The 24,284-nt window shown below is 58.4% G+C and carries 18 protein-coding genes; 9 read left to right on the top strand and 9 right to left on the bottom strand.

The features are described 5' to 3' along the window. Positions 1 to 96: 96 nt before the first annotated feature. On the bottom strand, positions 97 to 1,491 hold the full coding sequence (gene mnmE, locus A6V37_RS09255; protein ID WP_064285957.1) for a tRNA uridine-5-carboxymethylaminomethyl(34) synthesis GTPase MnmE: 1,395 nt from the start codon (positions 1,489 to 1,491) through the stop codon (positions 97 to 99). Positions 1,492 to 1,860: 369 nt separating this feature from the next. Here mnmE and A6V37_RS09250 point away from each other — a divergent pair, with 369 nt between their 5' ends. Next, complete coding sequence (locus A6V37_RS09250; protein ID WP_064266958.1) at positions 1,861 to 2,268, top strand: transcriptional regulator; 408 nt, start codon at positions 1,861 to 1,863, stop codon at positions 2,266 to 2,268. Positions 2,269 to 2,412: 144 nt separating this feature from the next. Here A6V37_RS09250 and yidC read toward each other — a convergent pair whose 3' ends face one another. The 4 genes from yidC to rpmH all read right to left on the bottom strand — a co-directional run bounded on the left by yidC (position 2,413) and on the right by rpmH (position 5,058). Further along, positions 2,413 to 4,071: a membrane protein insertase YidC gene (yidC, locus tag A6V37_RS09245; RefSeq protein WP_064266957.1), complete on the bottom strand. Its 1,659-nt coding sequence runs from the start codon at positions 4,069 to 4,071 to the stop codon at positions 2,413 to 2,415. 30 nt (positions 4,072 to 4,101) lie between these two features. Then, on the bottom strand, positions 4,102 to 4,332 hold the full coding sequence (gene yidD, locus A6V37_RS38895; protein WP_075643442.1) for a membrane protein insertion efficiency factor YidD: 231 nt from the start codon (positions 4,330 to 4,332) through the stop codon (positions 4,102 to 4,104). An 88-nt stretch (positions 4,333 to 4,420) separates the two neighbouring features. Beyond that, positions 4,421 to 4,900, bottom strand: a complete 480-nt coding sequence (locus A6V37_RS09240; RefSeq protein WP_064267189.1) for a ribonuclease P protein component — start codon at positions 4,898 to 4,900, stop codon at positions 4,421 to 4,423. 23 nt (positions 4,901 to 4,923) lie between these two features. Continuing rightward, positions 4,924 to 5,058 (bottom strand): 50S ribosomal protein L34, encoded by a 135-nt coding sequence (gene rpmH, locus A6V37_RS09235; protein ID WP_004198824.1) that lies wholly within the window; start codon positions 5,056 to 5,058, stop codon positions 4,924 to 4,926. A 393-nt stretch (positions 5,059 to 5,451) separates the two neighbouring features. Here rpmH and dnaA point away from each other — a divergent pair, with 393 nt between their 5' ends. The 5 genes from dnaA to A6V37_RS09210 all read left to right on the top strand — a co-directional run bounded on the left by dnaA (position 5,452) and on the right by A6V37_RS09210 (position 13,217). Continuing rightward, positions 5,452 to 7,080: a chromosomal replication initiator protein DnaA gene (gene dnaA, locus A6V37_RS09230; protein ID WP_064285930.1), complete on the top strand. Its 1,629-nt coding sequence runs from the start codon at positions 5,452 to 5,454 to the stop codon at positions 7,078 to 7,080. Between the two features lie 220 nt (positions 7,081 to 7,300). Then, positions 7,301 to 8,404 (top strand): DNA polymerase III subunit beta, encoded by a 1,104-nt coding sequence (dnaN, locus tag A6V37_RS09225; protein ID WP_064266955.1) that lies wholly within the window; start codon positions 7,301 to 7,303, stop codon positions 8,402 to 8,404. A 115-nt stretch (positions 8,405 to 8,519) separates the two neighbouring features. Further along, positions 8,520 to 10,991 carry a DNA topoisomerase (ATP-hydrolyzing) subunit B gene (gyrB, locus tag A6V37_RS09220; protein ID WP_064266954.1) on the top strand — a complete coding sequence of 824 codons (2,472 nt, stop codon included), beginning with the start codon at positions 8,520 to 8,522 and terminating at the stop codon, positions 10,989 to 10,991. A 523-nt stretch (positions 10,992 to 11,514) separates the two neighbouring features. Further along, positions 11,515 to 12,537 (top strand): hypothetical protein, encoded by a 1,023-nt coding sequence (locus A6V37_RS09215; protein ID WP_064266953.1) that lies wholly within the window; start codon positions 11,515 to 11,517, stop codon positions 12,535 to 12,537. A gap of 8 nt (positions 12,538 to 12,545) precedes the next feature. Then, positions 12,546 to 13,217 (top strand): hypothetical protein, encoded by a 672-nt coding sequence (locus A6V37_RS09210; RefSeq protein ID WP_064266952.1) that lies wholly within the window; start codon positions 12,546 to 12,548, stop codon positions 13,215 to 13,217. A 121-nt stretch (positions 13,218 to 13,338) separates the two neighbouring features. Here A6V37_RS09210 and A6V37_RS09205 read toward each other — a convergent pair whose 3' ends face one another. The 4 genes from A6V37_RS09205 to hsdR form a co-directional block, all read right to left on the bottom strand. Then, on the bottom strand, positions 13,339 to 14,277 hold the full coding sequence (locus tag A6V37_RS09205; RefSeq protein ID WP_064266951.1) for a 5'-nucleotidase: 939 nt from the start codon (positions 14,275 to 14,277) through the stop codon (positions 13,339 to 13,341). 570 nt (positions 14,278 to 14,847) lie between these two features. Continuing rightward, positions 14,848 to 16,602: a restriction endonuclease subunit S gene (locus A6V37_RS09200; protein ID WP_064266950.1), complete on the bottom strand. Its 1,755-nt coding sequence runs from the start codon at positions 16,600 to 16,602 to the stop codon at positions 14,848 to 14,850. Beyond that, positions 16,599 to 18,068, bottom strand: a complete 1,470-nt coding sequence (locus A6V37_RS09195; RefSeq protein WP_064266949.1) for a type I restriction-modification system subunit M — start codon at positions 18,066 to 18,068, stop codon at positions 16,599 to 16,601. Before A6V37_RS09195 ends, A6V37_RS09200 begins: the two co-directional genes overlap by 4 nt. Positions 18,069 to 18,086: 18 nt before the next feature. Next, positions 18,087 to 20,441, bottom strand: coding sequence for an EcoAI/FtnUII family type I restriction enzme subunit R (gene hsdR, locus A6V37_RS09190; protein ID WP_064266948.1), 2,355 nt, complete (start codon positions 20,439 to 20,441; stop codon positions 18,087 to 18,089). A 403-nt stretch (positions 20,442 to 20,844) separates the two neighbouring features. Here hsdR and A6V37_RS09185 point away from each other — a divergent pair, with 403 nt between their 5' ends. The 3 genes from A6V37_RS09185 (at position 20,845) to A6V37_RS09175 (ending at position 24,268) form a co-directional block, all read left to right on the top strand. After that, positions 20,845 to 21,267, top strand: a complete 423-nt coding sequence (locus tag A6V37_RS09185; RefSeq protein ID WP_064266947.1) for a helix-turn-helix domain-containing protein — start codon at positions 20,845 to 20,847, stop codon at positions 21,265 to 21,267. 297 nt (positions 21,268 to 21,564) lie between these two features. Then, positions 21,565 to 22,260 (top strand): TnsA endonuclease N-terminal domain-containing protein, encoded by a 696-nt coding sequence (locus tag A6V37_RS09180; RefSeq protein WP_082902647.1) that lies wholly within the window; start codon positions 21,565 to 21,567, stop codon positions 22,258 to 22,260. Beyond that, positions 22,241 to 24,268, top strand: a complete 2,028-nt coding sequence (locus A6V37_RS09175; RefSeq protein WP_064266945.1) for a DDE-type integrase/transposase/recombinase — start codon at positions 22,241 to 22,243, stop codon at positions 24,266 to 24,268. Before A6V37_RS09180 ends, A6V37_RS09175 begins: the two co-directional genes overlap by 20 nt. Positions 24,269 to 24,284 lie beyond the last annotated feature (16 nt).

Here is a 24,284-nt window from a genome sequence, read left to right as displayed (position 1 = left end):
GTCAACCGACATGGGCTGAGGGTCTACAAAGACGAGTCCGATATGGCGACCAAAGCCTTTTGTATTAAGCATAATGACCGAGTACCCGACTCTCGCCTACTTTCCAATACAGAACCTGCTAAAAATCACTCCGAGCAGGTCGTCCGAGCTGAATTCGCCGGTGATCGAGTTCAGTTGATCTTGTGCGAGCCGCAGTTCTTCCGCGAACAGATCTAGCGCTTGCGAGTTCTGATCGGCGTGCGCGGCTGCGGTTTCCAGGTGCTCCTCGGCTGCGCGCAGTGCAATCAGATGCCGCTCGCGCGCCAGGTAGACGCTCTCCGCTCCGGCCTGCCAGCCGGCGATCCGCAACAACTCTTCGCGCAACAGTGCAACGCCATCACCTTGCTTGGCCGACAGCCGCACTTCGCTGAGGTCGAGGTCAGCGTCGAGCGGCCTTGCAGCAGGCGCGAGGCCGATCAGATCCGTCTTGTTCAACACACGCACCACCGGCACACCGCCAGGAAAGCGCCCGGCGATTGTCTCGTCTTCGCCGGTCATGCCGGTGCGTGCGTCGAGCAGATGCAGCACCACGTCAGCGCGTTCGATCTCGCTCCACGTGCGCGCAATGCCGATTTTTTCGACCTCGTCTTCGGTATCGCGCAGGCCGGCGGTGTCGATCACATGCAGCGGAATGCCTTCGATCTGGATGGTCTGCGCGACCTTGTCACGCGTCGTGCCGGCGATCGGCGTGACGATGGCCAGCTCCGCGCCGGCCAGCGCATGCAGCAGCGACGACTTGCCGACGTTCGGCTGCCCCGCGAGCACCACCGACAACCCTTCGCGCAGCAACGCCCCTTGCCGCGCTTCGCTCAGCACGTGCGCGAGGCGCTCGCGAATGCGGGTGAGCTTGCCGCGGGCGTCGGCGGCTTCCAGGAAGTCGATCTCTTCCTCGGGGAAATCGAGCGTGGCTTCGACCAGCATGCGCAGCGTGATCACCTCTTCGACCAGCGCGTGAATGTCGCGCGAAAACGCGCCGTCGAGCGAGCGGCCCGCCGAACGTGCGGCGGCTTCAGTGCTGGCCTCGATCAGGTCTGCAACGGCCTCGGCCTGCGCCAGATCCAGCTTGTCATTCAGGAACGCCCGACGCGTGAATTCACCCGGTTCGGCAAGGCGCAGGCCGAACGCGCGGCCTGCGTGGATGCAGCGCTGCAGCACGAGTTGCAGCACGACCGGACCGCCGTGCCCCTGCAATTCCAGCACGTGTTCACCGGTGTAGGAATGCGGCGCCGGAAAGTACAGCGCGATGCCGCGATCGAGCGCATTGCCGCTGGCGTCGAGGAACGGCACATAGCTCGCGTGGCGCGGCGCGAGCGCCTGACCGGTGAGCGCCTGCATCAGCGGTTGAGCCGCGGCTTCGCCCGCTCGGCCGAACGAAATCCGCACGACACCGATGCCGCCTCGACCGGGCGCGGTGGCAATGGCGACGATGGGATCGAAATCGGTGGTGAGCATAAAAGCGTGGCAAAAACGGAGATAGAGGGATGCGCGGCGACGATCGACACGGCGCGAGGCATTGTAACGCGGGCGCATGCGACGACCGCACCGCACCTCCGCCGCTCGTCACGTTCGCGGCTGCATTAAGACGATTTTGGATTTATCTCAATTAAGCTAGGATTTCTACTGCTCAACCACAGAATAAATTGGACTTGGTGAGACGGAGAAATCGCGAAGATGGCGGCTAGATAAGGAAAAGATCAAAAAAATACAATTCGTTGGAAGCTTTGTCTGAAGCGGGCTGCAAGCTAAATCTATCTCAAATACGCTAAAACGAAACTTGCTTGGTTGTCAACAGGCCGGACTCTGAATTGCACAATCTGGCCCATGCCGACCAACAAAGAAAAAGCCGCCTTCGCCAAACGGTTGAAGGACCTGCTGGAGCCGCTCAAGATCCGCGGCGGGACCAAGCTCGCCGAGCAATTCAATCTTCGCTACCGCGGTGAGCGTGAGGTGACGCCGCAAACCGCTCATAAGTGGCTCTCCGGTACGACGATTCCCAAGCCCGATAAGTTGCGTGCGCTCGCCGAATGGCTGAACGTGAAGGAGCATTGGCTTCACTATGGACCGCCGCCGGGTACGAGTGCGAGACCACTGGCGCGTGGCGAGAAATATCCGCCGACACCTGAGACGATCGAACTCGCTTCCAAGATCCAGTCGCTTACGCCGAAAGATCGCTTTCTGGTCGAAGAGATGATCGTGCGCTTTTATGGTGAGGACGCGGAAGAAGAGTAGGCGGTGCGTCGCACCATGTGATCCAGAACCGACCATGAAAAAAGCCGCCCGGTGCAAACCGGGCGGCTTTTTCTTAACCGCTGTTCTCTCAGCCAGCGTGTGCCTTGCTGCCAGCGGGCGTTTCCGCCCGCCTCAGGCAAAACATCAGGCCGCTTTGACCTTCGACTGCCCCATCATCCGCGTGATGTAGTACTGCTGGGCGATCGACAGCACGTTGTTCACGACGTAGTACAGCACCAGACCGGCCGGGAAGAAGAAGAACATGACCGAGAACGCGATCGGCATGAACATCATCATCTTGGCTTGAACCGGGTCCGGCGGCGTCGGGTTCAGCTTGGTCTGCAGGAACATCGAGACGGCCATCAGCACCGGCAGGATGAAGAACGGGTCTTGCTGCGACAGATCGTGAATCCACAGCATCCACGGCGCGCCGCGCATTTCCACCGACGACAGCAGCACCCAGTACAGCGAGATGAACACCGGAATCTGAATCACGACCGGCAGACAGCCGCCGAACGGATTGACCTTCTCGGTCTTGTACAGCTCCATCAGCGCGGCGTTCATCTTCTGCGGATCGCCCTTGAAGCGTTCGCGCAGCGCCTGCATGCGCGGCGTGATCGCCTTCATGCGCGCCATCGACTTGTAGCTCGCAGCCGACAGCGGGAAGAACACCGCCTTGATCAACAGCGTGAGCAGGACGATCGACCAGCCCCAATTGCCGACATAGCTGTGGATCTTCTCCAGCAGCCAGAACAGCGGCTTCGCGATGATCGTGACCCAGCCGTAGTCCTTCACCAGTTCCAGACCCGGCGCGATGCCTTCGAGCATGCGCTCTTCTTCCGGACCGGCGAACAGGCGCGCGGAGACGTCGACGGTTTGGCCCGGAGCGATGGTTGCCACCGGCTGCTTCACGCCGACGCGATACAGCGTCGGATCGATCTTCTCGACGTAGATGTCGCGCTTGGCACCTTGCTGCGGAATCCAGGCCGACGCGAAGTAGTGCTGGACCATCGCAATCCAGCCGTTGTCGGCCGAGGTCGCGTAATCCTGCTTGTTCTTGTCGATGTCGCCGAACGTCATTTTCTGGAAATGATGCTGGTCGGTGTAGACAGCCGGTCCGATGAAGGTGTGCGAGAAGCGCGGCGTTTCCACCGGCGTGTCGTCACGCACCAGCTCCATATAGACCGACGGGCTCACCGGCGCCGTGCCGACGTTCTGGATCTTCGTGTCCACGCCAATCACGTAGCTGCCGCGCGTGAACGTGTAGGTCTTGATGACCTTCACGCCACCTTTCTCCGGCGACTCGAAGCTGAGCTGGAACGACTTGGCGTCGCCCGTGAGGTCGTGCGGCTGGTTCGGCAGCGGGGTGAAGATGTCGTTGTGGTTCGGGAAATCGCCGCCGAGCAGGCCCGTGCGCGCGAGATACGTGTGGTTCGCGGTGCGGTCGAACAGCGTGATGACGAGATCCGGCGTCTTGCCGTCGCCTTGCTTGATGAGCGACAGCTTCGACAGCGTGCCGCCGCGGGTGTCGATTTCGCCGCTATAGACGTCGGTGCTGAACTTGACCAGTTGCGATTGCGTTGCCGCCGGCGCGTTGCCCGGTGCGGCTGCGTTCGTGGCCGGCAGATCGGCGGGCTGGGTTCCCGGCGTCGTGGTTCCCGGTGTGGCGCTAGCGACGGTTTGCGTCGGTGTGCTGCTCGGGAAGAACATCGACGGGCGTCCGTGGTCGCGTTGCCAGTTGTCGAACAGCATGACCGCTGACATGAAAAAGATGACCCATAGGACGGTGCGTTTGATATCCATGCGTTGTCTCAGTGTCGATGGAACGGCGCGTCAGCGCTTTTCAGAAGTGGGTGGCGGGACGAGATCGACGCCGCCCGCGGAAAACGGGTGGCAGCGGCAAATACGCCTGGCGGCGAGATAAGTCCCGCGCGCGGCGCCATGATACTGGATTGCTTCGCGCGCGTAATCAGAGCAGGAAGGGTAAAAACGGCACCGGTTGCCAAGCATGGGGCTGATGGCAACCTTGTAGAAACGCAATAAAGCGAAGAGTACCGTTTGCATGGCTGGTGCGGCCGGACGGCGCCGCGCAACGTGAAGTACCGGGCGACGCCCGCGCAGCAGGGCTGCAAGGCGGGCTGTCACTTGAGCATCATTCCGTCTTGGGCGCTTCCGCGGGCGGCGCCTGGCGACGGACAACTTCGCGCGCTGCCTTGTCGAGCAACGCCTCGATTTCGCTGCGGCACAGCGCCCTCAACGGCGGCGACGAAGCGCTCGGCAAAGCTTTCTTGTCGAAGCGCGTGTGCAAACGCAGCAGCACATCCCAACCGCCGAATTCTTCGCGACGAAGCCGGAAGGCCTCACGCGCGATTCGACGCACCAGATTACGCGTGGCCGCGCGCGGCGCATACTTCTTGCCGATCACTAGCCCTAAGCGAGCGTCGTTGCCGGTGGGCCGGCCGTACACCACGAAGTGCGCGGTGCGGCGCCACGGGCGCAAACGAAAAACGGATGAAAATTCATCCGTTTTCAGCAGCCTTGCGGCTTTGGGGAAGGCGGCTTGCGCTCGCAACGGAACCGAGCCCGGTTGCTGCGCCCCAGCCGTTCCCGCTTCAACGCGGGCACCAGTCACAGCGCGCAATCCGCTAGCCTGCCTTAGATGGCGAGGCGCTTGCGGCCCTTCGCGCGACGTGCGTTGATGACCTTGCGGCCACCTGCGGTCTTCATGCGAACGCGGAAGCCGTGGGTGCGCTTGCGACGGGTAACGGAAGGTTGGTAAGTACGTTTCATGTTGCTCTCACTTGATCGAAAAATAACCGCGCGATCATCGCTGAAAGCGCAATGGCCGGAGGTTTACTGAATTGGTTTTCGCGGAACCCGCTATTTAAACCCGTTTACCGTTGGCCGTCAATAGTTTAGCCTGGTTCAGCCGCGCGCCGGGTCCGATTCGCCAGGTGATCAGGCCCTGTGGATAACTCCCTTTCGGCTCCGATTTGGCGTTAGAATCTCGCCTTACTTCCCAAAAATGCTGCACGCCGCTCCGGCTCGCTTGACCCGCAAACCCTTGTGGCACAAGCGCCTGGGGCCATTGCGCCTGGTTTGTCCGGCTGCTCAGGGCCTTGTTGCGTACGCGCGACAGGGGCAGCGGCGAACCGCCGTGCACACCATAACGACAGCAACTCGATGAACGATTTCTGGCAACACTGTTCCGCATTGCTGGAGCGTGAGCTTACGCCCCAGCAGTATGTGACGTGGATCAAACCGTTGGCCCCGGTCGCCTTCGACGCCGCTGCGAACACGCTTAGCATCGCCGCGCCGAACCGTTTCAAGCTCGACTGGGTCAAGAGCCAGTTCTCCGGACGTATCGCGGATATGGCCCGCGATTTCTGGCACGCTCCGGTCGACGTGCAATTCGTGCTGGATCCGAAAGCCGGCATGCGCGCGCCCGCGCCAGCCGCGCCGGCACCGGCACGTCCAGCTTCCTCGCCAGGCTCGCTCGCCGGTAACGCCGGCGTTGCGGCAGCGGTGGACGCCGCCGTCGGCGCCGTGCAGGCAGCGCAGGCCGCGCGCATGGGTAGCGCAAACAGCGCGATGGCAAACCTCAACGCGAATGCACGCGCGGCGGCCGAACAGAACGCCAATGCGCGTGCAGCGGCCGCAGCCGCTGACGATGCCGCCGACCTCGACCTCCCCAGCCTCGACGCGAACGAACGCGCCGCGGCCCGCCGCACGTGGCGTCCGGGCCAGGGCGCGGGCGCCGCGGGTAGCGGCGACAACGACTCGATGTACGAGCGCTCCAAGCTGAACCCGGTTCTGACGTTCGACAACTTCGTGACCGGTAAGGCCAACCAGCTGGCGCGCGCCGCGGCGATCCAGGTCGCGGACAACCCGGGCATCTCGTACAACCCACTGTTCCTGTATGGCGGCGTGGGTCTGGGCAAGACTCACCTGATTCACGCGATCGGCAACCAGCTTCTGATGGACAAGGCCGGCGCGCGGATTCGCTACATTCACGCGGAACAGTATGTGTCCGACGTGGTGAAGGCGTACCAGCGCAAGGCGTTCGACGATTTCAAGCGCTATTACCACTCGCTCGACCTGCTGCTGATCGACGATATTCAATTTTTCTCAGGCAAGTCGCGCACACAAGAGGAATTCTTCTACGCGTTCGAGGCGCTGGTGGCGAACAAGGCGCAGGTGATCATCACCAGCGACACGTATCCGAAGGAAATTTCGGGTATCGACGACCGCCTGATCTCGCGCTTCGACTCCGGCCTGACGGTGGCGATCGAGCCGCCCGAGCTGGAAATGCGGGTGGCGATTCTGATGCGCAAGGCGCAATCGGAGTTCGTGAGCCTGAATGAAGACGTCGCGTTCTTCGTCGCGAAGCACTTGCGCTCGAACGTGCGTGAACTCGAAGGCGCGCTGCGCAAGATCCTCGCGTACTCGAAGTTCCACGGCCGCGAAATCACGATTGAAGTGACGAAAGAAGCGCTGAAAGACCTGCTGACGGTACAGAACCGGCAGATTTCGGTGGAAAACATCCAGAAGACCACGGCTGACTTCTACAGCATCAAGGTCGCGGATATGTATTCGAAGAAGCGTCCGGCGAACATTGCGCGGCCGCGGCAGATCGCTATGTATCTGGCGAAGGAGCTGACCCAGAAGAGCTTGCCGGAGATCGGCGAGCTGTTCGGCGGGCGCGACCACACCACGGTGCTGCACGCGGTGCGCAAGATTGCGGATGAGCGCAGCAAGGACGCGCAACTGAACCACGAATTGCACGTGCTGGAACAGACCTTGAAGGGCTAAGCGGCCCGGACAAAAAAATCGACCTGTTTATTTCGGAACTCGCCCCCATTTTAGTGAGGCGGTTCCGTTTTCAGGCACAATACAGGTTTAACCGCCCGGCGGCCGCGGGCGGATTTCACGCCGTGACAGGCGCTGCGTGGCGCCGGCGGGGAGCCGCGGCTGCGTGCCGGAAAGCTTGGCAGGCAAGGCGCGCAGGCCGTTATATCAACGAAGGAACTCTATGCAACTGGTCAAGACCGAACGCGATAACCTCCTCAGGCCGCTGCAAACTGTGAGCGGCATCGTCGAACGCCGCCATACGTTGCCGATCCTCGCCAATTTGCTGATTACCAAGAACGGCCCGGACGTGTCGTTCCTGTCGACCGACCTCGAATTGCAGATCACCACGCGTGCGGATTTCGGCGTGGGCGGCGATTCGGTGGCGACCACGGTGGCAGCAAGAAAGCTCCTCGACATTCTGCGCGCCATGCCCGACGGGCAGGTCACGCTCACGCTGAACGACAAGCGTTTGACCGTGCAATCCGGCAAGAGCCGCTTTGCGCTGCAAACCCTCGCCGCTGACGAATTCCCGACCGTCGCGCAAGCCAAAGACTACGGCGCGAACCTCGTGGTTCCGCAAAAGACGTTCCGCCAGCTGCTTGGCATGGTCCATTTTTCGATGGCCCAGCAGGACATCCGCTACTACCTGAACGGCATGCTGCTGGTGGTGGACGGCGACCAGCTGATGGCGGTCGCGACGGACGGCCACCGTCTGGCGTTTTCGTCCATGAAGATTGAAGGCTCGTTCTCGCGTCAGGAAGTGATCATTCCGCGCAAGACGATTCTGGAACTGCAGCGCCTGCTGGAAGATATCGATGACACGCTGAAGATCGACATCGCGCAGACGCAGGTCAAGTTCACGTTCGGCCAGGTCGAACTGGTGTCGAAGCTGGTGGAAGGCAAATTCCCCGACTTCCAGCGCGTGATTCCGAAGTCGCACAAGAATCAGTTCGTGATCGGCCGTGAAGAACTGCAGCGCTCGCTGCAACGTGCCGCGATTCTGACCTCGGACAAATTCAAGGGCGTGCGCTGCATTATCGAGCCGGGCCAGCTGAAGATCATGTCCACCAACGCCGATCAGGAAGAGGCGCAGGAAGAACTGGAAATCGCTTACACCGGCGACAGCGTCGATATCGGGTTCAACGTCACGTATCTGCTCGACGTGCTCGCGAACCTGAAGGTCGACATGTTGCAAGTGAGCCTGGGCGACGCCAGCTCCAGCGCGTTGATCACGATTCCCGAGAACGACGAATTCAAGTACGTCGTGATGCCGATGCGCATCTAACGCGGCGAAAACCTAAGAACAACACCAAGGGGCGCAGTGCCCCTTTGGCGTTTTTATGGTGTTTTGAAAAGTCCCGAGCAGCAACCTTGCAGCAACGCAGAACCGGAAAAAATCCATGACTGAACTGAACAATTCGCAACCCGACAACAGCTACGGCGCATCCTCGATTCAGATCCTCGAAGGTCTGGAGGCGGTGCGCAAGCGGCCGGGGATGTACATCGGGGATACATCGGACGGGACCGGTTTGCACCACCTCGTATTCGAAGTGCTGGACAACTCCATCGACGAAGCGTTGGCCGGGCATTGCAACGACATTCAGGTGATCATCCACGCGGACAATTCCATTTCGATCACCGACAACGGCCGCGGTGTGCCGACCGGTCTGAAGATGGACGACAAGCACGATCCGAAGCGCAGCGCCGCTGAAATCGTGATGACGGAGCTGCACGCCGGCGGCAAGTTCGACCAGAACAGCTACAAGGTGTCGGGCGGCCTGCACGGCGTGGGCGTTTCTTGCGTGAACGCGCTGTCGGCCTGGTTGCGTTTGACCATTCGCCGCGACGGCAAGAAGCACTTCATGGAATTCCACCGTGGCGTGCCGCAGAACCGCGTGCTCGAAGAGATCGACGGCGTGATGGTCTCGCCGATCCAGGTGACGGGCGACACCGAGAACCGCGGCACCGAAGTGCACTTCCTCGCCGACGAGACGATCTTCGGCAACATCGAGTATCACTACGACATTCTGGCCAAGCGGATTCGCGAACTGTCGTTCCTGAATAACGGCGTGCGGATCAAGCTGACCGACCAGCGCACGGGCAAGGAAGAAGATTTCGCATTCGTGGGCGGCGTGAAGGGCTTTGTCGAGTACATCAACAAGAACAAGGCCGTGCTGCACCCGAACATTTTCCACATCAGCGGCGAGAAAGACGGCGTGGGCGTGGAAGTGGCGATGCAGTGGAACGACAGCTACAACGAAAACGTGCTGTGCTTCACGAACAACATTCCGCAGCGCGACGGCGGCACGCACCTGACCGGGTTGCGTGCGGCGATGACGCGCGTGTTGAACAAGTACATCAACGATCACGAAGTCGCGAAGAAAGCGAAGGTCGAGACGTCTGGTGATGATATGCGCGAAGGGTTGTCGTGCGTGCTGTCGGTGAAGGTGCCGGAGCCGAAGTTCAGCGCGCAGACCAAGGACAAGCTGGTGTCGTCGGAAGTGCGCGCGCCGGTGGAAGATGTGGTCGCGAAGGCGCTCGAGGAATTTTTGCTGGAAACGCCGAACGACGCGAAGATCATTTGCGGCAAGATTGTTGATGCGGCGCGGGCGCGGGATGCGGCTCGGAAAGCGCGTGAGATGACGCGGCGTAAGGGCGTGCTGGATGGCGTCGGTTTGCCTGGGAAGCTGGCGGATTGCCAGGAGAAGGATCCGGCGAAGTCGGAAATTTATATCGTCGAGGGTGACTCGGCAGGCGGGTCGGCGAAGCAGGGGCGGGATCGGAAGTTTCAGGCAATCTTGCCGCTGCGGGGTAAGGTGCTGAACGTCGAGAAGGCGCGGTATGACAAGCTGCTTTCTTCGGAGCAGATTGTGACGTTGATTACCGCGCTCGGATGCGGGATCGGCAAGGAAGACTACAACCTCGACAAGCTGCGTTATCACCGCATCATCATCATGACCGATGCTGACGTGGACGGCGCGCACATCCGGACGCTGCTGCTGACGTTCTTCTATCGTCAGATGCCGGACATGATCGAGCGCGGGTATATCTATATCGCGCAGCCGCCGCTGTTCAAGATCAAGGCGGGTAAGGATGAGCGGTATTTGAAGGATGAGGCTGAGGTCAATGCTCACATTCTGAAGCTGGCGTTGCAGGGGTCGGAGCTGTTGGCTTCTGAAGGCGCTACGCCAATTACCGGTGATGCGTTGGGTGAGTTGGCTCGGGCTTATTTGCTTGCGCAGGCGGTGGTTAATCGGTTGAGCCGGTTGTATGACGCTGGGGCGCTCGAGGCTGTGATGGATGGGGTTGTGGTTGATCTCTCCAGTGAGGCGGCGGCTGAGGCTTCGGCTAAGGCGCTTGAGGCTAAGTTGCGGGATGATGCGCTGAAGCCTGAAGTCACGGTTACGACGATGTATGACCCGGTGCGTGAGCTGCGCTCGCTGCGGGTTGCTCGGACGCATCACGGGAATCAGAAGATTTCTGTGCTGGATGAAGATTTTCAGCTGACCGCTGATTACCAACAGCTGATCAATACCGCTAATACGTTTAAGGGGTTGATTGGGACTGGGGCTGTCATTAAACGTGGTGAGCGGAGTATGGCTGTGACCGACTTCAAGAGCGCTATGAAGTGGCTGCTGGCGGATGCTGAGCGGAATATTTCCAAGCAGCGCTACAAAGGCCTCGGCGAGATGAATCCTGAGCAGCTTTGGGAGACGACGATGGATCCGGCTGTGCGTCGTTTGCTTCGCGTGCAGATTGAGGATGCTATTGCGGCCGACGGTATTTTCACGACCCTCATGGGCGATGATGTGGAGCCGCGTAGGGCTTTCATTGAGTCTAATGCGTTGCGGGCGGGGAATATTGATGTTTGAGGGTAGTTGCTGCAGGAAAACGGAATTCATGAGACTGCAGCGCAGTTCGTGAGACTAGAAAAACCGAAATGATGAGACTGGCCGGATAACGCACGGGTCAGTGCTCTTCTCGGTTTGCTGTCGCGTCCTTCGATAGGGCCCTGGCCCTTGATTTTTCGCCTATCAAAGCAAAGGGTCAGGTTCGACTGACCCTTTGTCATCTCAGCCAGCGACGACTTGGTCAACGTTCCGTGCCAACGCCTGTCACCACGACAACAGCGGAAAGCGTTGATCGAGAGGCAAAGGTTGCCGGATATGCTGTTTCGTGGGAGGTGCTGCTGCTGACAATTCTGAGCTGCGCGTTGTGATGGCCTTCGAACCGACAACGTCCCCTTGTTGCAACGTGTTTCTCATTTGGTAGAGACAGGCCGCCCTTAGGTGATCGTCTTTCACGAGGCCCGTAAAGTCGCTTTGCGCTGCACGATGCGCGGACGCGTCGATGCTCTACAATCCCGAAAATTCAAATCCACGCTAAACGGGAAAAATGAGCAAAGACTTTCTGGCAGACGACTTGCCGCACGCTTCACGACAGGTCGCGGCTTCAGTCGGAGTAGTGATCTTGATCGGTATCGCGCTGTATATGCTCGATTTTCAGATCGCCAATCTCATTGATGACAAAGCCATTTCCCCCTTTTGGAAGCAGAACTTTACGTTAGTTAGATCGGTTTTGGAAAATCTGATCGCCGGCGCGTTCGCGGCCTTGATATTAGCGCTAACCTATCGGTGGATCGTGGCGTTTATAGATCCTCGCGATAGAGTGATTGAAGTATCGCCCGAGTCCATCACCGAACGTCTCCTAAAGAATGCTCGGCGTAGCCGAAACTATGTGTTTCTTGGGAACACTGCGACGTTCGTAACGGCTGCGGTACTACCCGTCCTTGTGGACGCGGCTCGGATAAGTGGCCATCCGCGAATTGTCAAGCTCTTTCTATTGGATCCCTTGGACGAGCAGTCGGTTGAGAGTTATTCATCGTTTAAGTTGCGAGTTGCCCAGACTGACTCGAAGGTCGCCGACATAAATCTGGCGCGCTGGGTTCCACGCGCGCAACCGGCAAAAGGCGAAACGGCGGATGAAATCGCGGCGAAAGTTACCGCAGCAATTTACTTGGCGGCTTGGTCATCCTTGCAATCGACAATGACGGTTACGGTATACCTGCGTCGATCGTTCACACCCCTTCGAGCTGATATGACAGACTCCGAAGTAGTTTTGACACAAGAGTCGGCTGAGGACTCGGCGGTTGCCTTTTCGTCAACTGGTCATTTCTACGGTTGGTACCATAAGGAGGCGGATGCGCAGCAGGTCCAAGCGACCGTGCTTGATTTCGCCAGTGAAAGGGGCAAAGTACAAAACCTGCGTCTTGCGGCGCCGTCGTACCCCGTTGCAGAGATCGAAGAGGCAATTGAGAGGTTGCTGCACGGCTTCCCACATTTGAAAAATCTGACGGCACGTCCGGGTATGCTTTCTCTAGCCGCGAAGAGAATAGCTAATCCAACACACGCATATTGAGGAAGAGGATGTTGGCAATTGAAAGTGCATTCGAACTAGTCGCCTGCGGAGAACGTCACGCGCTTAACCGATCAGCTGCTGACCTCTTGTCTGGAGCGTTAAAAGCCGTCGATCGTGAGGACCATTCAGCCGTTACCGTGCAACAGCACCCGCTTGGATTCTTGTGTGTGAAGTGGAACATTGACGCATCTAGATCCCTGAGAATTCACGTATGGGGTCAGGACATGCGTTATCGTCAGGAACCCAACTGGCCCATCCATGACCATATCTTTTCATTTAAGAGTGTGATTCTTTTGGGAAAAGTACAAAACAAGATTTATACCCTCTCTGAGCAAGGCAAAGGTCGGATGTGCAAGATATTCGAGGTCGACTATACGCGGGAGCAATCCACGCTGATCGCAACCGGAGACCCAGCAATGCTCACGATGACGTCCGCGACGGTGTACGAGGAAGGCCAGACATACGAGATGCAATCCGGCATATTGCATCGCACCGCGCTAAGATCTTCATTCGCAGTCACTGTTCTTGCCACCACGCTTGTTCGGAGTCAATTTGGAGCGCGACCACGCGTGATCGGGGCCACAGGGGGCTTCGGTTTGGCATATAACCGCCGGATCGCGCAGAAGCAAGAAGTACTCGAACAATTGGAGAGCGCTCGAAAATCGCTACTCATATTCTGACGGATCGAATCCACTCTCTGCTCTGTTTATTCGTTCCCAGCTATCACTGATAGCTTGCTGATCGACGATAGGTTGGCATTCAGGACGCCGACGTATTCTGTGAGGTTCCTCCGTCAGCGTGCTATAAGGTAGGTCCGCGATTCGCAATGCCAAATGGGATGTGAACCATGGGGATGTCACCGGCCGCCGACTTCAAGTGACTGAGTTGGTCGTCAAAGTACATGTGCGGCTTCAGAACATTTAGGATTCTGGCCTTCTCCATGCCGCCAAGAAAAAACGACTCATCCGGCGAAACTCCCCAGCTTTTTAGTGTGGTGACCATGCGCTCATGCGCCGGTGCGTTGCGGGCGGTGACGATTGCGATTCGCACAAGCTTTCGATAGCTTGGCTCCTGTTTCATCCTCTTCTCCTCGAGTTTCTGGAGGAAAGCGAGCTTCCTGAAAAGATCTGCGAGCAGTCCAGGTTGGTGTGGGACAGTTCGCTTCTTGAGTTCATGTTCCTGAAATTCGGTCAAGTCATTGTTCTTCTTGTATACCGACTCCGCCTCGTCATCGGCAATGACTCCGTCGAAGTCAAATGCTACGCGCAACTCCATGTCATGCTCGTCATCGTAGACTTTCGAAGGTAAGACGAGGCCGGCAGGATAATTCGCATCGATGGCACTTTGGACGTCCGTTTCATTCGCGGTGAGGAAAAGGGACGCGTTGAATGCCGGAATGTACTGATGTGGCGACCTCCCGGCCATAAACGCTGCTCGCGTGATGTCGAGTCCGTAATGTGAGATGGATCGAAAAACGCGAAGGCCCGTCTCCGGAGAATTCCGCGACAAAAGAATTACTTCAACAGGTAGCTGTTTGGCAAAGACTTGATTAATCCCGAGAAAACGCTTGATGAAAGGAAAGGCGACCCCTTTCGGGAGGGGCACATCAATGTGTTTTTCTTGATGGTCCCGATATTCGTCTATTCCCTTGGATCGGTAGATCTCGTCTGACTCAGTCAAATCAAACAGTGCGCTCGAGGCAACACCTACGACTAATTTGCGTTCTATGGGGTAAGCCATGGCTTTCTTAGTTGTTTGAACCCGTACGAAACGTCTCTCGGGTGGAGGAGATGCTGAAGCGCGCGGAATCCGCATCGAACGTCAGCCTGAAACTTCGCTCAAAAGTCATCGTTCGTCAACCGACGCTAGCATTCCCGATCTATAAATGTCGTATGTGATGGTCGAGCTTCGAAGTCAAAGCGACGTGCCGTGAGCGAGAGAAGGCAACCGACTTTACTCAATATAACGCTTCTTGAACTCAAGTGTGCGCGGGGAGCGACTGTCCCAGCAACAGGACTCTTTGACTGCAGAACGGTCGTTCCGGCGAGTGATTGAGCTGTTTCTACGCGGTCGGTGCTTGCTTGCTGCGAACGACACTGGGTGACCCGAAAAGATAACGATCAGCGTGCTACCAAGCAAAGCAGGACGTTTGTCGCCACGCTTCCAAGTACGACGACAACTATTGAAAACCTGTTTTATCAATAGCTGAGCGTCCGCTCCGGAGCGGCCCGGCCGCAGCCGGCGGGCCGGCGTCAACCGGACCCGCATCCCCTCTCCGACGACGCAGCGTCCGGCCGCCGCCAACTCCCTTCAGGCGGCCGCTGCCAGGGCGCCCGTGTTCACCAATGGCGCGGTCGACGTGGCCTGCTCGACCAGCACTTCGGCAAAACGCGCTTGGCACGTTCGGCGTGCGATCAGGCACGCGCGCAAGTCCTCACAGAGACGGCGCAGCTCTTCGACGCGGGCGACGATACGGAGCTGCTCAGCACGGGGGGGCAACGGCATCATAAATGAGGCCATTTTTGTCGCATTAACGTTTGGAACACCAACGGACGTCGTGTTCAGCCCCATCTGTTCCTGTCCATCTGGGCTAGTTAAAAATAATAGGCAATAGTCCGGCACCACTTGTTCAGCGAACCGGATACGGATTAGGTAGGCACTCGGAATGGCATCCAGCTCTAAGTCAAAAAGAGCCATTACCCCAATGCTGCCAGACCGGGTTACGAGCAAATCGCCCCTTTGCACAAGGTAGGCATCCCGTTTATCGTCAGGTACCTGCACGCACGGAGCGTCCTTGAGGACGATTCGACCGCCGGACATATCTGTCGTGCGAATAGTGGGAAGCCCCCCCTTACTCACGTAATCGTCGTTCGAGAAGCGCGGTCCGTAAAAGGAATGGTCCCAGATTTCGCCGAAGCGAATCGCCTCCCATCCCTCGGGTAATTCGAAAGCATCATCTTCCTCGCTAAATTCAGGTAGCGGGTTTCCGCGCTTGATCTTGCCTTCGCCGATCTGACGGCCTCTCCAGGCGCGGATCTGCTTGAGCAAGTCACTGGCCGGTTCGTCCTTCGGATCCTGCGGGACCAACCTGCCACGCACAGCAAGCTGCAGAATGACCTGTTCCAGCCCGTCGACCGCTTCGGGTCGGTCAAGCAGCAGGTCGAAATGCGCGGCGACCCGAGCCCAGTTTTCAGCGAGCGCGTGAGGCGACTCGCTTCCCGCTAGCGCATCAAACAGCGTGGTGGTCAGCCGGGCATGCTGCTCGGCCTCGAGGCGACCTTGCTCTTCCAGTTCGTCGCAGATCCCCATCAGTTCGTTCACTTTGGCAACGACGCGGGCCTGCTCAGCTGCTGGCGGTAAAGGAATCGGCAAATTCAAGATGACGTCACGCGAGACGTTCTTCATAGAACTGCTCGTGCCTGACGCATGCTTAATGTAGTGACGGCGGGCGTCCTCGCCGTTGTTGAAGAGATTCAAGTACTGCGGTTCACACAACCCTGAGAGCCGAAGTCGAATGATCTTGTCGCTCATCATCAACGCCTGTTCATCCGTCTCCACGATCACTGACCGAGCGACAAGCTCCTCGGTATTGGCACGTGACACCAGAAAATCACCACGGCGCACCTCGTACTCGGGCCTAGGCTGCAGGTCGCCCGGAAGTCCCTTATTCTCCTCGGGCCGAAACTTTCCCCACGAAACTGCGCTGACTTTCAAAACGCCCCATTGTCCCGTAGTTCGTGGAACATTCTCGCAACTGGGACTCCAACCGGCTTCGCTGTCCATAACTACTGCGCCGAATCTGGTCCACACCCATGCGGTCGGAACTGCGAACGGCGCATCCACATGGCCGATAAGCTGCATGGGTTTGTCGCGCTTGACATGGCCGTCGGCAATCAGACTATCCTTCTCGTGTCGCACTCTCTGGAGTAGCGTGGTTGCAGGCTCGTCACTCGGATCCTGCGAAACCAGCTTCCCTTGTACAGCGAGAGACACAATCAACTCGCGCAGACGCGCCACGCCATCCGGTGCGGTGGCTAACAGCTGAAACCCTTCATTGAGCTTCATGCCCGGCCCTCCAGCGCGTCCGCCAGGATGCCTTTGAGCTGGTCGCGCAGCGTCTGGGCCTGGCCTGTCAGCTGCTGGTACTGGGCCAGCAGTTCGTCCGGGTCATGGCCGATCTCGTCGGCCCGATGAGGATTTTTCTGGTCGAGGTTGAAACCACTGGCCTTGATAGTCTCGATGTTCACCTTCCACGCAAACTCGTTCTCGGTGCGGCTGGCAAAGCCGTCGGCCTCATTGCCCCACCACGCCTTCGCGGCCGCGAACTCCTTGATCCGGATCGGCTTGGTCTTCGAATAGCTCTTGTAGCCGACCGGATACGGGTGCTCGTAGTACCAGACCGACTTGGTCGGTGCGCCCTTCGTGAAGAACAGCAGGTTGGTCCTGATGCCCGTGTACGGCGCGAATACGCCATTCGGCAGCCGCACGATCGTGTGCAGGTTGCACTCGGTCAGCAGCTTTTCCTTGATGCGGCTCTTCACGCCTTCGCCGAACAGCGTGCCATCCGGGAGCACCACGGCCGCGCGGCCGTCGTGCTTCAGCAGCTCGATGATCAGCACCAGGAACAGGTCCGCGGTTTCGCGCGTGCGCACATCGGCCGGAAAATTGCCCTCGATACCCGGTTCTTCGGTGCCCCCAAACGGCGGATTGGTCAGGATCACATCGACCATGTCGCGCGTGCCATAGTCGGCGAGCGGCCGCGTCAGGGTGTTGTCGTGGCGGATCAACGACGGCACCTCGATGCCGTGCAGCATCATGTTCGTGACGCACAGCAGATGCGGCAGCTGCTTCTTCTCGACACCGTTGATCGCATTCTGCACCACGATGTCATCCTCGATGCTCCGGCGCTGCGCTTTCAGGTGCTCGAGCGCACACGCCAGAAAGCCACCGGTGCCGCATGCCGGATCCAGGATGCGTTCGCCGAGCTGCGGGTTGACCTGATCCACCATGAACTGCGTCACCGCCCGCGGCGTATAGAACTCGCCCGCGTTGCCGGCGCTCTGCAGGTCCTTCAGGATCCGCTCGTACAGATCGTTGAACAGGTGACGGTCCGCGCGATTGTTGAAGTCGATCTCGTTGATCCGGTTGATCACCTGGCGCAGCAGTTGGCCGGACTTCATGTAGTTGTACGCGTCGCTAAACACCTCGCGGGCCACGAAGCCGCGCGCGTTGCGCTGCAGGTCCGCATTGAGCGCCTTGATCGACGGGAACAGGTCAGTATTGACGAACGTCAGCAGCTCGTCGCCGGTGATGCCTTCCGGGTCGGCGGCCCAGTTGCGCCAGCGCAGCCGCTCGGGCAGCGGCGACCGGTAGGCGTCGCGCATCAGTTCGAGCTCGGTTTCCTGGTCGTCGAAAATCTTCAGGAACAGCAGCCAGGTCAGCTGCGAGATCCGCTGCGCGTCGCCGTCGACGCCGGCGTCCTGGCGCATGATGTCCTGGACCGACTTGATAAAGGTAGAGCTGATTGTCATGAGTGAACCGGTGAAACCTTATTGATAGAGCGAGCGTTCAAGCTCGCGGATCGCAGCCTGGTATTGCTGCCGGCCACCAAACGCCTGAACCAGTTCGACGGGCGAGCCGAGCTGGTCGAGCGGCGCGAGCCGCAGCACTTCCGGACGTTCGATGTTTTCAATGCCGTCGTCGGCATATTTCTCGAGCAGCGCCTGCAGCACCTGCCGCGCGGTCTCGCCGTACTTGCCGAAATAGTCGCGCTTCCTGACGTTCTCGGCACGTTCCCGCCGGGTCAGCGGCTTCTGGCCAAACGCGATATGGCAAACCAGGTCGAACGGGTCGAGGTCCTTGCCGGCCTCTTTCGCAAGTTCGTCGAACAGGATGCCCTGTTCCTCGAGCTCGGCGACGATTGCCTGCTTCCTGTCGGCATCGTTCCAGGCCTGCAGGAACGCGTCGAGCGACACGAAGCGCTTGCCGATCTGGATCCGCGTGAAGTCGCGCAGTGACTCCGTGATCAGTCTGCCGTCGGGGCTAAGATACTGGACCCGCTCATTGACGACATACACGGGCACTTCGTCAATGACGTACCTCGTTCGGCCCGTGGCTGGTCCGTCAGGCCCACCAATAATAATTGACATGCCGCCGGCGTCTCTGTCCAGACCGCCAGCGGGGTCACCCATCGGATCGCCGTCCTCTTCCGGCGGAACGACGGGTTCGTCAGGCTCGGGTTCGAACACTACGACGGGATCGCCGTCAAAGGCCGGGTCGGCAAACAGCTCGGTCGCCTTCTTGAAGTCCAGAATGGTAAACCACAGCTTGCCGTACTCCTCGTCGATCCGCGTGCCGCGGCCGATGATCTGCTTGAACTCGGTCATCGACCTGATCGTACGATCGAGTACGACTAGCTTGCAGGTCTTCGCATCGACGCCGGTTGTCATCAGGCGCGACGTGGTGGCAATCACCGGATAGTCCTTGCGGGGATTGATGAAGTTGTCGAGCTCGAGCTTGCCTTCCAGGTTGTCGCCGGTGATCTGCATCACGTACTTCGGATTGGCGCCCGCCAGGTCGGGGTTCGCGTTGGCTAGCGCCTGGCGCATCCGGGCCGCGTGGTCGATGTCCTCGCAGAACACAATGGTCTTCGCCATCCGGTCGGTCGCATGCAGGAATTCAGTGATGCGTCTCGCGACCGCTTCGTCGCGTCGCGTCAGCACCAGCGACCGGTTCATGTCGGACTGGTTGTAGATCCGGTCTTCGACCAGCTGCCCCAGCCTGTCGACCATCCCGGCCGTGGGCCGCCAGCCCAAGTCCTTGTCGAGATCGACCCGGATCACCTTGTACGGCGCCAGGAAGCCGTCCTCGATGCCTTGCCGCAACGAATACGTATAGACCGGCTCACCGAAGTAGGTGATGTTCGACACTTCGGCGGTTTCTTTTGGCGTCGCGGTCAGCCCGAGATGGGTGGCCGAGCTGAAATACTCGAGGATCTCGCGCCAGGCCGAATCCTCGGCCGCACTGCCGCGATGGCATTCGTCGATCACCACGAGGTCGAAGAAATCGCGGCTGAACTGGCGGTAAATGTTCTGCGTTTCTTCCGTGCCCGTCACTGCCTGATACAGCGACAGGTAAATCTCATACGACTTGTCGACCTCGCGATTTTCGATCTTGGTCATCGCGCCGGCGAATGGCTTGAAGTCGTTGGTCTTGGTCTGGTCCACCAGGATGTTTCGATCGGCGAGGAACAGGATGCGCTTCGCCGCCCGCGCCTTCCACAGCCGCCAGATGATCTGGAACGCCGTGTACGTCTTGCCGGTGCCCGTTGCCATCACCAGCAGGATCCGCGACTGCTCCTTCGTGACCGCCTCGATTGCGCGGTTCACCGCGTTCAGCTGGTAATAGCGAGCCGGCTTGCCGGGGTAGTAGTCCTGCGCATAGACCGGCTCGGCGTCCGGCCCGATGCCCTTCCACGCAAGGTAGCGCTGCCACAGATCCGCCGGCGACGGAAACTGGTCCATCGCGATCTCGCGCTCGAGCACGCCGTCATGCAGGGTCCTGTCATGCCAGACGAAGCCGTCGCCGTTACTCGAAAAGGCGAACGGGACGTCGAGCATGTCGGCATAGGCAAGCGCCTGCTGGATGCCATCGCGTACCGTGTGGTTGTTGTCCTTCGCCTCGACGATCGCGAGCGGGATTCCGGGCTTGAAGTACAGTACGTAATCCGCGCGTCGTATGGTCTTTTCGTCGCGCTTCGCCTTGTTGCCACGAACCACAACTCGACCACTTGTTAGAGCTACTTCTTCAAGTAGCTGAGTGTGCAGGTCCCAGCCGGCTGCCGTTAGTGCCGGGGTGATGAACTTACTGCAGACGTCGCGCTCAGATAGCGATTTTTTTTCCATTGTCGATCATCCCCCGATTCACTGGCCCGCCGACCCAATGAAAGTTTCAGTTCCCGGCGCGCATGGGTTCCTCGCCTTGGGCAAAACCTTCGAATGACTTGCCCTAGGAGAAAACGCGGGTGCCAATATCAGTATGGGATTATAAATGGCCGCAGCAAATAGCCTGGAAATGGCCGGAATCCATACACGGCACGATAAGTGCCCCTCGTCGAGTCGCAGCACCAGTAGTCTTCGATCACAGGATTCCGCGCCTTGCTCTCGACTTCCAACGTCAGAAAAATCGAGCATGGCGTCATTGTGAAATAGAGAAATTAGTTTTTATAATCAAATACTTGCGTGTTGACGGGATTTGAACTTTGGCCTATGGTTGGTACATCGTGTGACCATCTATCGCCATTCCTCTATGTCAACGCCCCTAGGAATTTTCCTCCGAGCCCTTCGATTGAGAGCTGGACTGAGGCAGCAAGAGCTCGCTGAAAAGGTTGGATACGATGCATCGCATGTGTCCGGCGTGGAACTGGGGCGCAAGAATCCATCTCCGGAGTTCCTGGAGCGTTTCGCTGAATCGTTGCAGCTTGCGGCTGACGAGAAAGCAGGCTTGAAGAGGGAGCTCGCGGACTCGCCGACGAGCATTCAGCTGATTCCGGATTTACCTACCGATGAGTACCGGATGTACGCGGAGCTTGGCCGAAAGCTCGGAAGGCTGTCGCCCGGGCAAATTGCGACCATCCGCGCGATTGTCCGGCTCGACGAGGAGATACGTTCACAACCGGCGTATCGGCCTGGTCGCATAAAACGACGATCGAAAGAGGAGGCACCAATGTAAAAACGGGACAAGACCTTGCGGCTTGCCCCGTTGCGAGCTAGCGAACGACACTAACCCGGTTGACGCCCTTAGTATCGTCCGCCCCTCCGCGACAGTCAAGCCGCTTTTCCGCGATTCATGGGAAAACGCACGGGACAGATTTGCCCGTGTTGGGACACTATTTCGTCCGGATTCGGGCAATTTCGTTATCGGGCAGCGGCCGACGCTGCTTGGTGGCATCGCTCATCCCTACCGTGGATTGCTAAAGATAACTGCTCGTCATAGGTGACGAGTAGCGGTTCGGTCGTAGGAGCAATCATGGACGTCCCATATGATGGCGGCGGCAGTCGGGCCAACACTTCTCCCCCGCAAACTTCCAGACATCCGGCGCGCAATCCTGTTACGCCATCAGGCAGAGGCTTTCGCGCCAAGTTTTTCTCGCCCAAAAACAACCGGCTTGTCCGCTGCGAGAGTCTTCTGGAATTTGACTGCCTCCACTTGTTCGAATTTGCGCGGGGTGTCGTTCGGTTTGTCGAGCAGCCGAAGACCATTAGGTACCGCCTCGGAGCAGGTTCGCGAACCTACACGCCGGACTTCGCCGTAGATTGGTGCGACGGTCGCCGTTGGCTCATAGAAGTGAAGCCAGCCGACGTACTTGCCGAGCAGCGAAACCAGGAAAAGTTCGACCGACTTTCGGAGGTGTTTAAAAGCCAGGGAGAGCAGTTCCTCGTCCTTACCGATCTACAGATTCGGAAGACAATCAGATTGGCTCAGGTCAAAACACTGCTGCAGGTGCGTTATGGAAAATGGCTGGACGGAGCGAGTCGACCTGCTGTCCCATCCGGTCTGGAGAACCGGACCATCGCCGAGGCACTTCGAATCGGTGCGTCGGGGCGGGCCATTGTGCATCGACTGGCCGCCCGCGAGTTGACCTGCTGTCTGGATACAGAGATCAGTGGATCCACCGTTCTGTTGCCCTTTGAGGAGAGTCACGATGACGCGCTATTCGTTTAAAGCGGGTGAGTTTTTCTCGCTCCAGGACGTGAATTATCTGATTGAGCAGGTGACCGATCGATTGGTGCACGTTATGTCTCTCAAAGACGCAAGCAAATCCACACATGTAGTCGCCGAGCTTCTCTCGCGATTTGCAAGTGGAGAACTAAAATTCCTCTCGCGCGAAGAAGTTCAGAACGCGTCGCCCGACATGGCTTCGGAACGGTGTATGGAACGCGGTCTCTCGAATTTTCCTCAACGCGTCCAGACGAACGCGATAGCAAAGTGGAAGTATCTGGACGCTATCTGTCCCGACGGGCGACTGGGTTATCCACGCAAGGTGGTGACCAACCTTCTCCATAAGGTCTGGACTGAGCTTGACCCGAAGTATCGCAGCGAACGTCCGCCATCAATACCAAGCTTCTATCGTTGGCGAACACGGTGGGTATGGGCGAATTTTGATATTCGCGCACTCATAGACAAGTGGGAACTTCGAGGTCGACGGCCTTCGGCACTCCCGGACAAGCTATCGGAATTGATAAACGAAGGAATTGAAAAAATCTATCTGACTCCGCAGCGTGAGTCACTACGCGAAGCGCTCGACTGGGTGCAGCATGAAGTCGAAAAGGAGAACCGGCGCCGGGCGCCCGAGGATGCTTTGCCCCGCGTTACCCGCCGTATGCTCAATCGTGCCGTTGCGCACCTCGACCGCTATGCAATTCTAAAGAGGCGGTACGGTGAACGATATGCGAAGGAAGCAACACGGGTATACGGGAAGGGACCTAGCTGCACACGGCCGCTCGAACGGGTGGAAGTTGATCACACGCCACTCGATATTCTGGTGATCGATTCCACCACTCGACTTCAACTTGGCAGACCGTGGATAACCGTCATGATTGATGCGTATTCACGGATGATTGTCGGCATCCACATCTCTTTCCGTAAGCCAAGCGTTCGTTCTGTGCTTCGATGTCTAAAGCATGCGATCTTACCGAAGGCATATGTTAAGGAGCGGTTCGCGAGGGTGATTGGCGACTGGGACGTCTACGGACTTATCGACCAGCTTGTGTGTGACAACGGCCTCGAGTTTCATGCGCAGGATCTTGAGGCGGCATGTGCAGAACTCGGAATTCACGTGATCTACTGCCCAACCCGGGCGCCCCAGATGAAGGGACGCATTGAACGCTCACTCAAGACCCTTAACTACGGGCTGGTTCATCTCCAGCCAGGAACAACGTTCGCCACCTACGGTGAGCGGCATGCATACGATTCTGAACGGACAGCAGTGCTGACTTTGGAGGCGCTACAGGAACTCGTTCATCGATGGATCGTGGACGTCTATTCCGTGAGCTTCCATCGAGGAATCCAGACCACACCAAAGCAGAAATGGGACGAAGGCATTGCGAAATTTCCCGCCCGGTTACCGCCGTCAACCGACGTTGTGAATGTCTATCTCGGTAACACCGCAATTCGCACTCTCAGCAAAAATGGGATCGAAGTGCATTCGCTACAGTACACGTCGCCCGCGCTTCAGGACCTGCGACGGCGATGCGGCGACATCGAAGTCACGGTACGTACAGATCCCGATAACCTTGGCGCCATCTTTGTATTTGATAAAGAGAACAAGTGCTACATAGAGGCTAAATGCACGATAGCCGGATATGCCGAGGGGATTACTGCCGAGCAGCACAGGTGGATGCTTGCTAAGGCGAGGAAAGACTACGATACGTCACCGCTCCGCCTTGCTCTACTCGCGGCAAAGTCCGCGTTACGTGACGACACTGATCGCCTCATCAGGGAGTGTTCGCCAACGAACTCAAAGTCGAAGCCCACAAAAGCTACAAATGCGGACCGGGAGGCTCTAATGCAGCGAGAAGAAACACGTCAGATACAGTTACCCCTTGAACCAATCGAGGAAGCGGATGAGCCGGATGACATTCAGAATGATGACGTCGATACGCCCTTGTTTCCAGTCAGGCGAGGAACGACTCCGCCAGATCGTGTAAATCCAAAGTCTCACGGCACCTAAAACTTTACTTTTGGCA

The sequence above is a fragment of the Paraburkholderia ginsengiterrae genome, assembly GCF_001645125.1.
Taxonomy (GTDB): domain Bacteria; phylum Pseudomonadota; class Gammaproteobacteria; order Burkholderiales; family Burkholderiaceae; genus Paraburkholderia; species Paraburkholderia ginsengiterrae.
Note: the sequence above shows the minus strand (reverse complement) of the source record. Positions and strands in the feature narration are given on the sequence as shown.

Coding starts and splice junctions, on each gene's coding strand:
- yidC (WP_064266957.1), bottom strand. CDS start 4,071: ATGGATATCAAACGCACCGTCCTATGGGTCATCTTTTTCATGTCAGCG.
- gyrB (WP_064266954.1), top strand. CDS start 8,520: ATGACTGAACTGAACAATTCGCAACCCGACAACAGCTACGGCGCATCC.
- A6V37_RS09210 (WP_064266952.1), top strand. CDS start 12,546: ATGTTGGCAATTGAAAGTGCATTCGAACTAGTCGCCTGCGGAGAACGT.
- dnaA (WP_064285930.1), top strand. CDS start 5,452: ATGAACGATTTCTGGCAACACTGTTCCGCATTGCTGGAGCGTGAGCTT.
- A6V37_RS09200 (WP_064266950.1), bottom strand. CDS start 16,602: ATGAAGCTCAATGAAGGGTTTCAGCTGTTAGCCACCGCACCGGATGGC.
- A6V37_RS09180 (WP_082902647.1), top strand. CDS start 21,565: ATGGACGTCCCATATGATGGCGGCGGCAGTCGGGCCAACACTTCTCCC.
- hsdR (WP_064266948.1), bottom strand. CDS start 20,441: ATGGAAAAAAAATCGCTATCTGAGCGCGACGTCTGCAGTAAGTTCATC.
- A6V37_RS09215 (WP_064266953.1), top strand. CDS start 11,515: ATGAGCAAAGACTTTCTGGCAGACGACTTGCCGCACGCTTCACGACAG.
- mnmE (WP_064285957.1), bottom strand. CDS start 1,491: ATGCTCACCACCGATTTCGATCCCATCGTCGCCATTGCCACCGCGCCC.
- A6V37_RS09185 (WP_064266947.1), top strand. CDS start 20,845: ATGTCAACGCCCCTAGGAATTTTCCTCCGAGCCCTTCGATTGAGAGCT.
- rpmH (WP_004198824.1), bottom strand. CDS start 5,058: ATGAAACGTACTTACCAACCTTCCGTTACCCGTCGCAAGCGCACCCAC.
- A6V37_RS09205 (WP_064266951.1), bottom strand. CDS start 14,277: ATGGCTTACCCCATAGAACGCAAATTAGTCGTAGGTGTTGCCTCGAGC.
- A6V37_RS09175 (WP_064266945.1), top strand. CDS start 22,241: ATGACGCGCTATTCGTTTAAAGCGGGTGAGTTTTTCTCGCTCCAGGAC.
- dnaN (WP_064266955.1), top strand. CDS start 7,301: ATGCAACTGGTCAAGACCGAACGCGATAACCTCCTCAGGCCGCTGCAA.
- yidD (WP_075643442.1), bottom strand. CDS start 4,332: ATGCAAACGGTACTCTTCGCTTTATTGCGTTTCTACAAGGTTGCCATC.
- A6V37_RS09250 (WP_064266958.1), top strand. CDS start 1,861: ATGCCGACCAACAAAGAAAAAGCCGCCTTCGCCAAACGGTTGAAGGAC.
- A6V37_RS09195 (WP_064266949.1), bottom strand. CDS start 18,068: ATGACAATCAGCTCTACCTTTATCAAGTCGGTCCAGGACATCATGCGC.